Raw genomic sequence first — 12,665 nt, 5'->3', positions numbered from 1 at the left:
ATTTGGCTACCCACCTTTTTATTTATTAAATTTTTTGCTAGAAATTTACTTGGCAATAGCTGCCTTACTAACACTGTTGAGCGCTTTTGAGATATTAGCAATCTCGGTATCGCAGCCTTTGATGTTATGACGTGTCTTTAAGTATTCAGGATTATTGTATGATACCCATACTTTTTTATCGGCATCTTCACTGATTAGAATTTTTTGCGGTAAATCGATGGCGACGCTTTGCTCGCATTGCATCAATGGCGTACCCGCTTTTGGATTACCAAACATAATGACTTGTGTTGGTCTTAATGTTAAATCGACACTTTGTGCATTTTTTTGATGATCGACGCGTGCGAATACCTTCATACCTTTGCTTTCAATAATCGCTGCCAGCTTATCAGCGGTATCTTGCACGGAATGAGGACTTTGCATCGTAACCAAACCTTTTTTAGCATTGATAGCAGTCATCGTGTCTGGCGTTGATGGCATCTTATCAGGCGCATTTAAAATATTTTCAACACTGGCGCAAGAGGATACAGCCAAAGCTAAGGCAGCAATAGAGATAATCTTAAGCATAAAAATTCCTTTTTTATGGTGGTCGTTTGTTCAATGAGTGATGATTGGCAACATCGAGTCCTTATAGTGCATCATTACATTGTGCGTAATAAACGGTGCATAGTAAAGAGTCACATTGCAACAGGCCTTAACGAATTATTAAGCCAAATGATCTGCTAGATAGTCCACCAACAGCCTAATTTTTGGCGATAAATGACGATTGTGCGGGTAGATTGCCCATATCCCTTCTTCTTGCTCTCTATATCCGTCCAATACCGTCATTAAACGACCGGTTGCTAGATGTTTTTGTACATAATAATCTGGCAATTGTACGATGCCAAGCCCCTTTAGCGCTGCATCAACCAAGCTATAACCGCTGTTATAGCGTATCTTACCGCTCACGCGTATATTGCGCTCTGTATCCGCTTCTTTAAAATGCCAATAATCAAGTGTACCTAATAGGCAGCTGTGTTGACTGAGTTCATCCAAGGTTTTTGGGCGACCATATTTCTCAAAATAAGCGGGCGATGCACAGACAAAGTTGGTACGATGACTGAGTTTTTTTGCCATCATCGTAGAGTCGCTGAGCTTACCGATACGTATTGCCAAATCATAACCACCTTCAATCAAATCAATCTTCTGATTGCTCAAAAAAGCCGTCACTTCGATATCACTATATTGCACCATAAAATCATTCACCAGTGGCAATAGCTGCTGCTCTCCATAGGTGACAGGAGCTGTCAGATTGATTCGACCTTGCGGTTTGGACTGCAAATTACTGACCGCTTGCTCTGCGGCATCGAGTCCATCAAGGATGCTGCGGCAATGCTGATAAAACACGCGCCCTTCTTCTGTTAGCGACACTTTGCGTGTCGTTCGATACAGCAGCTTAGTATTGAGCCGCTTCTCCAATGCAGTAACCTGACGGCTCACTTGCGCTGTCGAGATGGCAAGCTTGGACGCCGCTTTAGTAAAGCTCTCAAATTCTGCCACGTAGACAAACTCACTGATACCATCCCACTTCATGATTATTACCACTGTGTAAAAGATATTTTCAAATATGCTATATTATCATTAGCAGGGAAGTAATATAAAATAATCACACTATTAAAATTCAACCATTAAAAAGAGAGACTTTTATGTCAGATAAATTTATCAAATCAAAAGCCGCCATTGCTTGGGGCCCTAATCAGCCATTATCGATTGAAGAAGTGGACGTCATGCTACCGCGCAAAGGCGAAGTATTGGTCAAAATCATCGCCAGTGGCGTCTGCCATACCGATGCTTTTACTTTATCTGGTGAAGACCCAGAAGGCGTATTCCCAGCTATTTTAGGTCATGAAGGTGGCGGTATCGTTGAGAAAATCGGCGAAGGCGTGACTAGCGTGCAAGTGGGTGACCATGTCATTCCTTTATACACCGCAGAGTGCGGCGAATGTAAATTCTGTACCTCAGGTAAAACCAACCTATGCTCAGCGGTACGTGAGACTCAAGGTAAAGGCTTGATGCCAGATGGCACCACCCGTTTTTATAAAGATGGTCAGCCAATTTACCATTATATGGGTTGCTCAACCTTCTCTGAATATACGGTATTACCAGAGATCTCTTTAGCCAAAGTTGACGCCAATGCACCGTTAGAAAAAGTTTGCTTACTTGGTTGTGGTGTGACTACAGGTTTGGGCGCAGTCATGAATACCGCTAAGGTTGAAGAAGGCGCGACCGTTGCTGTTTTCGGCCTTGGGGGTATTGGCTTAGCGGCTATTATCGGTGCAAAAATGGCAAAAGCCAGTCGTATTATCGGTATTGATATTAACGAAGATAAATTTGAGCTCGCCAAAAAGCTAGGCGCAACTGATTGCATCAACTCTAAAGACTATGACAAGCCTATCCAAGAGGTTATCGTTGAGATGACGGATGGCGGCGTAGATTACTCATTTGAGTGTATCGGTAATGTCGATGTTATGCGTTCAGCGCTTGAGTGCTGTCATAAAGGCTGGGGCGAGTCGGTCATCATCGGTGTCGCTGGTGCCGGCAAAGAAATCTCAACCCGTCCATTCCAGCTAGTGACTGGTCGCGTCTGGCGCGGTTCAGCTTTTGGGGGCGTCAAAGGTCGTTCAGAACTGCCCGGCTATGTTGATCGTTATATGCAAGGTGATATTCCATTAAATGATTTTATCACTCATACGATGCCATTAGAGGACATCAATGAAGCGTTTGATTTGATGCATAAAGGCGAAAGTATTCGTACGGTTATTCATTTTTAACTTGTAACAGTTATAACATTAGCATCATAGAATACGAAAAAGCCGCTCCTATCATAGGAGCGGCTTTTTTCTGTCTATCTTTTAGTCCTTTCTAAAGCTATGCATATCTTCTAATATACCCGTAAACCTCTCGTATAGCCATGGCTCCATATCATCGACCACTTGATTATAAAAATGCGGACCTACGGTTTCGATGATAAAATCCAATAAGAACTTAGCGGGCAAATTGCCAATATCGATATCGAATTCATCATTCATATAAACCCGTAGTTGATCTAAGATAAGGATCTCAGTTTCATCTGATAGGGTGATTAGTTTGTCTTTATTCATACAAATGGTCCTACTAAAAAATCTTAATTTATTCTTTCATATTGGCTAGCTGCTCTAAAATATTGACATAATTATCTACGCCTTGCGCGCCACTAACCAAGTGCTGCTCATTAAAAATGATAGCAGGGACACTTTGAATACCTTGCCTTTGCCAATGCTGCTCTACCTCACGTACATCATTGGCAAACTGCTGGTCTTCTAAAACCGTCAACGCTTCTTTACCATCTAATCCAATCTCTGCAGCAATATCGGCAAGTATTCTGATATCAGAGAGGTTTCTATTATCGGTAAAGTGCGCGATAAATAATGCCTGCTTTAACTCATGCATGCGCCCTTGCTGCTCAGCCCAATGCAAAATCTGATGCAGATTAAAGGTGTTGTGCATACGCAAGTCATCATTAAAATTAAACTCAAAGCCGACCTCAGAACCTGCCTCGGCTATTCTGGCGCGGCTAGTATCTGACTCGGCTTTGCTTGAGCCATATTTCTCCATGATATGCTCACGCATGTTTTGACCCTCGCTTGGCATATTAGGATTTAGCTCAAACGGATGCCAATGTATCTCATGATCAGTATTGGTTTTCTCTAGTGCTGCTGCTAGTTGGCGATAGCCGACGACACACCAAGGGCAGACCACGTCTGATACGATATCGATGCGTAGTGGCTGCTCTGATGTTAACTGCTTTGAGTTTTCCATATGTTTTACCTAATTTATTGTCTGTTTTTTATCTAATGAAGTACCATTTGAAGTAAGCTTTCTTACCTGAAGCTGACTGTAATCAATATGCTTATTAAGCGATACTTATTAAGCGATACTTATCAAACGATACTTATCAAACGATACTAAGAGAAAGGCTAGGTGATTACAATGGCGGATAAGTTACTAATGATAACTACCAGCCATAATCATAAGCCGACTATTGATTATGGCGGCTTAAACTGGGTAGCCATCATAAGAATGACTTGAGAAATTAGGTAAATAGGCAATTTAATGAGTTTTATAGAGTACCCAATGAAACCTTATATAGAAACAGAGCGTCTTTATCTTAGACAGTGGCAAGCAAGCGATTTTGAAATATTTGCTGCTATGAATGCCGATCCAGAGGTTATGAAGTATTTTCCCAAGCTTTTATCAGCTAAAGTGAGCGATATTATTGCGAGTAAATGCCAGCAGCTGATTGAAGATAATGGCTGGGGATTTTGGGCGCTTAGTCTAAAAGACTGTTCAAACAAAAATGATGCCTTTATGGGTTTTGTTGGCTTAAATCAGACGCATGCTGATATGTCTTTTGCTCCTTGTGTCGAGATTGCTTGGCGACTGCGTAAGGAGTTTTGGGGACAAGGCTATGCAACTGAAGCTGCTCGCGCGTCTTTAGATTTTGCTTTCAACGAGCTAGCGCTTGAGGAGGTAGTTGCATTTACTGCTGTGATTAATAAGCGCTCTCAACTGCTTATGAAGCGTATCAGGATGACTGATACGCAAAACAATTTTTATCATCCTGCACTTGAGTCAAATCATCTACTCGCTGAACATGTGCTATATAAGATCACTTGGCAGCAGTGGCAGGCAGTTTGAGTAGCTTTAGAATGAGCGTTGCCACATCAGATGCCTTAATGTATTACCATCTCATTGTGAATGGCTATTTCCATTACTTAAATGTACTAACGACTCATTGCATATAAACAGTGTGCAATGCCTTAAATAATTTTTATAAGACAAGGTGCCTATTTTCATTTAAAGTGTTATTGATAAAGCGATTGATAGCTAGATGAGGTATCAAACAGCGTTGATGGTTCTTTAACACCACTTATCCCATTAATTTCATCAATGCCTCCAAAGCACATTCAATATCTAAGAATATTAAGCCAAGTTTGGCATTCAGTTTAGCCCTAATATTCATTGCAGTCTTATAACCTGATGAAGTCATGATTACATAGTTTTTCACACTTTGAATCATGATACGGTCGGTGCTACCACAAGCCAATTCGCGGCCTATACGATCACCCAGTGACAATAAAAGCTGCATAGCTCGAATGCGCTCTTCATCGACGTCTTTTGATAGTGCTAATGAAATCATTATTCATTGTTAAAGACAAATGCTTCAATATTTGCTTTAGTTGTCTAAAGCTTTCTAAACTAATCACCTTTTTTTAATTATTAAGTTTTTACTACGCACTATTTTCAGATATTTTAATGATAAAAACTTATCCATAACTTTTGATGATGCTGATATTTACTAGACGTATACATCAAAAAAATGATATACAGTTGTGAGATAAAAATAGTCTGGGCTTCTTTATCATAATTTAGCGACCCAAACCGTTGGATTCTAATCCCACCAGTTGTCATACCAAATAGCGTATAGCAGCGACATCAATCCTACATCTGTGTTCACCATCCTATCATTTTCGGGTATGCGATAGTGCGCCGGTGTAAATCAGCACGATTACAATTTCTACCCTAAGGAACCTATATGAGTATCAGTCAGGCAATCGAAAAAGTTGAAGCACGTTATGCCCATCAACCTGAGTTTATTCAGGCAGTAAAAGAAGTTGCAATCACGATTGCGCCACTATATGACTCTCATCCTGAATATGATGCTTTCAAAGTTTTTGAGCGCTTGGTTGAGCCTGACCGCGTGATGGGTTTCCGTATCAACTGGGAAAACGATAAAGGTGTAGTACAGGTCAATCGCGGCTGGCGTGTCCAATTTAGTAACGCGTTAGGACCTTATAAGGGCGGTATTAGATTTCACCCAACCGTCAATCAATCGGTCTTAAAATTCTTAGGATTTGAGCAAATTTTTAAAAATGCCTTGACCGGTTTGCCAATGGGCGGCGCTAAAGGTGGTTCTGATTTTGATCCAAAGGGCAAGTCAGACAACGAAATCCGTCGTTTTTGCTATGCTTTCATGCGTGAGCTGCATCCCTATATCAATAAAGATACGGACGTACCGGCAGGTGATATCGGCGTTAGCGGACGCGAAATCAGCTATATGTTTGCCATGTATAAAAACCTGACCCGCGAATACGGCGGTGTATTGACTGGTAAAGGCGTAGGATTTGGTGGCAGTTTGATGCGTACGGAAGCGACGGGCTATGGCGCGGTTTACTTCTTAGAAAATATGCTAACGGCTCAAAATGAGCGCATAGATGGTAAGCGAGTACTGGTTTCAGGCGCGGGTAACGTCTCTCTACATGCTGCTGAAAAAGCTCATATGCTGGGCGGTGTTGTGGTCACCGTATCTGATTCGCAAGGTACCTTGTATGATGGGGCGGGTCTAAATCAAGAAAAAATAAACTGGTTAAAAGCAAAAAGCCAACCATTAGCAGATTATGTAGCTGTCTATGGCGGTGAATGGTTTGCTGGACAAAAGCCTTGGCATATCAAAGGCGATATCGCTATCCCATCAGCCACGCAAAACGAAGTGAATGCAGACGACGCTAAGCTGATGGTTGAGAACGGCATTAAGTATGTGGTTGAAGGTGCTAATATGCCATTGACTGCAGAAGCAATTGATCATATTCGCTTGCACCGTGTGCATTATGCTCCAGGTAAAGCGGCAAATGCAGGAGGCGTGGCAGTATCTGGTCTTGAAATGTCACAGAACTCAGTACGTCAGTACAAAACTTTTGAAGAGATTGATGCGCGTTTAAAAGTTATTATGAAAAATATTCATGACGGCGCTGCTGAAGCCTCAGAAAAATACCATCAAACTGATAAAGGTTATATCGATTATATGACTGGCGCTAATATCGTCGGCTTTAAACGTGTTGCCGATGCCTTAGTTGCTTATGGTATCTTGAACTAAGAGCAGTTTAACCCTTAGTGGTTTATAGATGGTATTAAAATATAAAATGCGAATGTGATAAGTTTCTTTCCTAAACTAAAAGCCCCAATCATTCATTGATTGGGGCTTTTTACGATTTAAAAGAAAATGGTGAGGCTATAAGGTTTAGCGCCATTCACCTTTAGCCATAATACCTTCAATAGGATTTAGCCCCATTTGATAGGCTAAATCAGCAGGGCGAGTGATATCCCAAAGCGCCAAATCCGCATCACAGCCAACTTCTATACGCCCTTTATGCGATAAGCCAAGCGCTTGAGCAGCATGAACCGTTGCCCCTGCCAATACTTCTTCAGGGATCATATAAAATAGCGTACAGCCCATATTCATCGCTAGCAATAGTGAAGTAAGTGGTGACGTACCTGGATTACAGTCAGTCGAAATTGCCATTGGTACTTGATGTTTACGCAGTTCTTCGATCGGTGGCAACTTGGTATCACGTAAGGTATAAAACGCGCCTGGTAATAGCACGGCAACGGTGTTGCTTGCTGCCATTTTTTTGATATCATCTTCTACTAAGTGCTCAAGATGATCGCTTGATAACCCTTTATATTCTGCTACTAAAGCGCTAGCGCCTATATTTGATAGCTGTTCGGAATGCAATTTAACTGGCAGACCTAACGAACATGCAACCTCAAAGACGCGCTTAATCTGCTCAGCATTAAAGGCGATATTTTCACAAAAGCCATCGACTGCATCGACCAAGCCCTCGCTATGCAAGATTGGTAACCACTGGCAAACTTGCTCAATATAGTCATCGACACGATCTTTGTATTCAGGTGGTAGGGCATGAGCAGCTAAATAAGTGGTGCTAACATGAATATCGTACTTTTCGCCAAGCTTGCGCGCCACAATCAGCATTTTGCGTTCAGTTTCTAAGTCTAGTCCATAACCAGATTTAATCTCGATACTGGTCACGCCTTCTTTGATAAGCGCCAGCAGGCGTTTTTCACTTTGTGCAAACAATTCTTCGATATTGGCTTCGCGAGTGGAACGAACTGTTGAGACAATACCGCCACCTTGGGCAGCAATATCTTGATAGTTGGCACCATGCAGTCTTGCTTCAAACTCATTGCTACGATTGCCGCCATAGACGATATGAGTATGGCAATCTATCAATCCAGGCGTTATCCAATGACCATCAGCGTCAGTGATTTGCTGACTTTGATAATGGGTGAGAGAGGGTGTTATTTGCGTATGCGCCCCAATCCATGCAATTTTGCTGTCTTTGATGCCGATAGCAGCGTTTTCTAATTGACCATAAGGCGTGCTTTTTGCGGCTGCGGATATACTGTCTTTATTGTCAGCATAAGTATCGAAACCATATTGCGCTGAAAAAGTCGCAAGATTGGCATTGATAATAATATGGTCAAACGTTGTTAAGGCATCCATAGCATCGGTAGTATTGATAGAGTCGGCAAGTATCTGTTCGCTAGAGTTGTTCATAATAAGCTCCTGCTTAACACTGATAATCAGGTAAATATATAAAATTCATTTCTAAAGTTAAACTTATAAGCCTTTATCTATAAATTCAGTAAATGCTGCTCGATAATAGTCGCCAAAAGACGAGCAGCAACTTTGCAGCTACGACCATCAACGTCAAAAGTAGGATTAATCTCAGCAATATCGGCTACTTTTACCTTACCTGAGCACAAGATAAGTTTGACTGCACGCTCAACGAAACTGAGCTCAATACCGTAGGCGGCTGGCGCACTAACACCAGGGACAACGCTTGATGGTAAGCAATCCATATCAATGGTTAAATAAATAATATCGACGCTCTTGATAAAATCTGCAATTTGAGCTGCGATTCTCTTCCATTTTTTATTGGTACAATCTTCATCACTGATGATATGCACGCCCAATTGCTCAGCACGATCAAAGAGCGCTGCCGTATTGGAAAACCGACTGACGCCTATACAACAATAGTGAAAAGGCTGATCGTGTGCATCAAGGTGCTCGGCAATTTGGCGAAACGGTGTCCCAGAGGTAGCGACATCAGACTGACGAAGATCAAGATGAGCATCAAAGTTAATAATGCCAATACGCGGCGGCGCATCTGTATCACTATTAGTGTCTGTCTGCTGTAGAGCTTGCCACAATCCTAAAAAGCTACCATAAGCAATAGCATGACCACCGCCAAGACCGATGGGTAAGCCACCTTGCTTGATAATCTGGCTTACCTTATCGGCATAATTGAGTTGTGCTTGTTCTAGCATGTTTGCGGCAAATTCATCATGATCATGGCAGTGAATATCACCCGCATCACCCAGTAAGGTTGGCAGTTGATTGTCAAAGCGCTGCTGTAGCTCAGCGATGACTGGCAGTGCAGCAAACGCCTGACGAATCAATGGCGGTGCGGCTCTTGCGCCCACACGTCCTTGATTGCGCCTGACACCTTGGTCACAAGCGAAACCGACCAGCCCAATACGCTGGCCGTTTTGCTGACTGGTGCTATCAAAGGCATAAGGCTGAGCCAACTGATACCAGTAGCGAGCGCGAGCTGTCTCAAACGGCTCCGCACGTCCTGTCCAGCGACTCATATCAGCTACCGTGTGGCTCACGGCTTCTGTATGGGTAATCGTGCTTGCTGCTTTATTTGTTAGAGATGTCATCGCCAGATTCCTTTTTGCAATCAGCCTTTATTTAGACTCGCACCAGTCGCTGCGTAGTGACTGCCAATGTTCGGCAAGCGTACCGTCTAATACTAACTGCTTGGCCGCTTCGATATCAGGGGCTAGATAGCGATCTTTATCATAGAAAGTCACTTGTTCACGTAGTTTCTGATGTGCCACAGTCAAAGGCTCTGAGGTCTCTAACCCACGATGGAAATCGATACCTTGACCAGCAGCCAAGAGCTCAATACCGATAATGGTGGCGGTATTTTGCGCCATCTCATATAAGCGACGGGCGCAATAAGTTGCCATCGACACATGATCTTCTTGATTGGCAGAAGTTGGAATGCTGTCGACACTACCGGGATGGGCGATAGATTTATTCTCTGAAGCGAGCGCTGCTGCAGTGACATGAGCAATCATAAAGCCTGAGTTGACCCCAGCATTATCCACTAAGAATGGTGGTAAACCACCTGACAAAGTAGCATCGATTAGCAAGGCGATACGGCGCTCAGACATAGAACCAATCTCAGCAATCGCTAAGGCTAAAATATCAGCAGCGAAAGCGACTGGCTCAGCATGGAAATTACCACCTGAAATAGCAACTGGACCGTCTTCATTGTTAAAGATCAGTGGATTGTCCGTGACGGCATTTGATTCAATCAATAGCGTCTTGCCTGCTTGATTGATGATATCGAGACATGCACCCATTACTTGTGGCTGGCAACGCAGGCAGTAAGGATCTTGTACTCTGTCGTCTTGCTCGCCATCGTGTGAGGCGCGAATGGCACTGCCTTTAATCAGCTGACGGTGCGCTTTAGCGATTTCAATTTGACCATGATGACCACGTACTTCGTGAATACGCGCATCAAATGGCGCATCTGAGCCTTTAGCCGCATCGATAGACAGTGAGCCGACGATGGTTGCCGTCTCAAGCAAATCACGTGCTAAGAAATAACCACGTAGTGCCAGTGCGGTGGATACTTGAGTGCCATTAATCAGGGCAAGACCTTCTTTTGCCGCAAGGGTGATTGGCTCAAGACCATGCTGTGCTAACGCATCAGCGGCCAGTACTTTTTTACCATCAACATAAACATGACCTTCGCCCATCATCGCCAGTGTCATATGCGATAAAGGTGCGAGATCTCCTGAAGCACCAACTGAGCCTTTGGCAGGGATATTTGGGGTAATTTGGTTATTAATTAAGCCCAGTAAGCTGTCGACCACGGCGCGGCGGACGCCAGAAACACCTTGTGCCAAACTGGTGACCTTCATTACCATAATCAGTCGAACCACGTTGGCTGGTAATGCTTCACCAGTACCCACCGAGTGAGACACGATAAGATTACGCTGTAATAGTTCTAACTGATCATCGCTGATACGGGTTTTTGCCAACAGACCAAAACCGGTATTGATACCATAAGCGCTTTTATCACGGCGGATAATCGTTTGTACATCTTCGTGTGAGGCGTCTATTGCCTCATAAGCGCTATCAGGCAAGGTCAATATGACGGGCTGTTCATAGATATCGCGTAGTATCTCAAAGCTAAGCTGACGTGGCTGTAGGGTTAATTTTTTGATAGCAGTCATGATGGTAATCCTAGTTTTAAATGTTATTAGCTGTATTTATAATATGGTGGGGGATTGATGTTGTGCTTGTATTAATAGGTGCAATCTATCCTAACTTATCCAACCAAAAGACATTGCCAAATGTCCAAAAGCTGCTGCCAGTAAGATACTAAGTGCTACACGCTGGAACCAAACGATGACCATTTTCCCAACAGAGATAGGAATCTCAGTTGCTAGGACACAAGGAATCATGGCAGAAAAGAACAGCACACTGCTAATAGAGATGACGCCTGCGACATAACGGGTCAACATATCCGCTTCACTGAGCAATAATGCGGGCAAGAACATCTCAGCCAATCCTGCAGACATGCCTTTGGCAGCGACGAGCGGCTCTGGCAAACCGCCCAACCAAGTAAAGGGGTAAAGCAGTAAACCTAAAGCGTCAAATACTGGCGTGTACTTGGCCAATAATAAACCAGTGAGTCCAACGGCGATAATAGAGGGCACAATAGCGGCTGCCATTGTCAAGCCATCACGAAAGTTGGTCCATAGAATCTGTTTAAAATCTGATGCACGGCGTGACGTGGACAAACCTAGCTCATATGCCGCTTTTAAACGCGTGCCTCTTTTATAGTCTAAATTTGGACGCTCAACCTCATTATCAAACTGACTAATTGGTGGAATACGGGCAGTGATAGCGGTGACAATAAAGGTAATCACTAGCGTTGACCAAAAAAACAGATTCCAAAATTCCATCAATCCCAGTGTTTTGGCAACAATTACCATAAACGCGGCTGATACAGTCGAAAAGCCGGTCGCAATGATAATGGCTTCACGCGCAGAATACTGCTTTTGCAGATACACACGATTGGTAATTAACAGCCCAATCGAATAACTGCCCACAAAAGAGGCAACTGCATCAATCGCTGATGCGCCCGGCGTTTTCCAAATCGGCTTCATAATCGGCTGCATCAGCACGCCAACCATCTCAAGCAAACCAAAACCCACTAAAAACGCCAGAATCAAAGCCCCAAGCGGCACAATCATACCAACCGGTAGCGCCAGTTTTTCAAATAAAAACGGCAGCATATCCTTTTCCATCATAAAGGCTGGAGCGTTACCAGTGATATACATCACGGCTAATACCAGTCCCAGCACTTTAAAGACAGTTAGGATTTTATGGGTGATGTTTTTGCGCCATGAGCCATCAATAAACGGTTTGCTTACCCCAAATACCATCAGCATAAATAACAAAGGTACAGATAAAGTATGTTGCTGATTGACCAGATAAGTTGCGCCATGGTCGAACAAAATCGTGCTTTTTTCACCAATGGTAAATGGCACAAAAAACATCACCAAACCGATCATACTAAAGACAATCAGTTGCAGTAAGGCAATGGGTTTTGACAGCAATGTCTCTGGCGTTGTCGTATCGAGCATGGTGTTAGCAACTTGCTCAGTTTTCCCTAGTTGTAGGGTATCTTGCTTGGTCATAT

At 43.2% G+C, this 12,665-nt stretch carries 12 protein-coding genes; 3 read left to right on the top strand and 9 right to left on the bottom strand.

Annotated elements, in window-relative coordinates:
• Nucleotides 1-45: 45 nt before the first annotated feature.
• Both M0221_RS09770 and M0221_RS09765 read right to left on the bottom strand, forming a co-directional pair.
• Nucleotides 46-564 carry a DUF302 domain-containing protein gene (locus tag M0221_RS09770; RefSeq protein ID WP_263241659.1) on the bottom strand — a complete coding sequence of 173 codons (519 nt, stop codon included), beginning with the start codon at nucleotides 562-564 and terminating at the stop codon, nucleotides 46-48.
• Between the two features lie 138 nt (nucleotides 565-702).
• The gene (locus M0221_RS09765) at nucleotides 703-1,569 is read right to left on the bottom strand and encodes a LysR family transcriptional regulator (protein ID WP_483283711.1); all 867 of its coding nucleotides are present in this window, start codon (nucleotides 1,567-1,569) and stop codon (nucleotides 703-705) included.
• Between the two features lie 128 nt (nucleotides 1,570-1,697).
• Between M0221_RS09765 and M0221_RS09760 the strand changes: the two genes are divergently transcribed.
• Entirely contained in the window at nucleotides 1,698-2,807 is a 1,110-nt protein-coding gene (locus M0221_RS09760) for an S-(hydroxymethyl)glutathione dehydrogenase/class III alcohol dehydrogenase (RefSeq protein WP_483284778.1), read from the top strand.
• An 81-nt stretch (nucleotides 2,808-2,888) separates the two neighbouring features.
• Here the strand turns inward: M0221_RS09760 and M0221_RS09755 are convergent, their stop codons facing one another.
• A complete protein-coding gene (locus M0221_RS09755) occupies nucleotides 2,889-3,137 on the bottom strand; it encodes a DUF2164 domain-containing protein (RefSeq protein ID WP_263241661.1) in 249 nt (82 codons plus the stop codon).
• Nucleotides 3,138-3,165: 28 nt separating this feature from the next.
• Nucleotides 3,166-3,834, bottom strand: a complete 669-nt coding sequence (locus tag M0221_RS09750; protein WP_263241662.1) for a DsbA family oxidoreductase — start codon at nucleotides 3,832-3,834, stop codon at nucleotides 3,166-3,168.
• Between the two features lie 315 nt (nucleotides 3,835-4,149).
• Between M0221_RS09750 and M0221_RS09745 the strand changes: the two genes are divergently transcribed.
• Entirely contained in the window at nucleotides 4,150-4,713 is a 564-nt protein-coding gene (locus tag M0221_RS09745) for a GNAT family N-acetyltransferase (protein WP_483283710.1), read from the top strand.
• Between the two features lie 232 nt (nucleotides 4,714-4,945).
• Here the strand turns inward: M0221_RS09745 and M0221_RS09740 are convergent, their stop codons facing one another.
• Nucleotides 4,946-5,215: a roadblock/LC7 domain-containing protein gene (locus M0221_RS09740; protein ID WP_149492119.1), complete on the bottom strand. Its 270-nt coding sequence runs from the start codon at nucleotides 5,213-5,215 to the stop codon at nucleotides 4,946-4,948.
• A gap of 396 nt (nucleotides 5,216-5,611) precedes the next feature.
• Here M0221_RS09740 and gdhA point away from each other — a divergent pair, with 396 nt between their 5' ends.
• A complete protein-coding gene (gene gdhA, locus M0221_RS09735; protein ID WP_483283709.1) occupies nucleotides 5,612-6,949 on the top strand; it encodes an NADP-specific glutamate dehydrogenase in 1,338 nt (445 codons plus the stop codon).
• Nucleotides 6,950-7,093: 144 nt separating this feature from the next.
• Here the strand turns inward: gdhA and hutI are convergent, their stop codons facing one another.
• From hutI to M0221_RS09715, 4 genes are all read right to left on the bottom strand, one after another.
• A complete protein-coding gene (hutI, locus tag M0221_RS09730) occupies nucleotides 7,094-8,431 on the bottom strand; it encodes an imidazolonepropionase (RefSeq protein ID WP_483283708.1) in 1,338 nt (445 codons plus the stop codon).
• Nucleotides 8,432-8,508: 77 nt separating this feature from the next.
• Complete coding sequence (gene hutG / locus M0221_RS09725; RefSeq protein WP_483283707.1) at nucleotides 8,509-9,600, bottom strand: formimidoylglutamase; 1,092 nt, start codon at nucleotides 9,598-9,600, stop codon at nucleotides 8,509-8,511.
• 27 nt (nucleotides 9,601-9,627) lie between these two features.
• Nucleotides 9,628-11,190, bottom strand: coding sequence for a histidine ammonia-lyase (gene hutH / locus M0221_RS09720; RefSeq protein WP_483283706.1), 1,563 nt, complete (start codon nucleotides 11,188-11,190; stop codon nucleotides 9,628-9,630).
• A 90-nt stretch (nucleotides 11,191-11,280) separates the two neighbouring features.
• Complete coding sequence (locus tag M0221_RS09715; RefSeq protein ID WP_483283705.1) at nucleotides 11,281-12,663, bottom strand: YjiH family protein; 1,383 nt, start codon at nucleotides 12,661-12,663, stop codon at nucleotides 11,281-11,283.
• Nucleotides 12,664-12,665: the final 2 nt, after the last annotated feature.

Source organism: Psychrobacter sp. ANT206, from assembly GCF_056880555.1.
The sequence above is the reverse complement of the archived record's forward strand: the minus strand, read 5'-3'. Positions and strand labels throughout refer to the sequence as shown.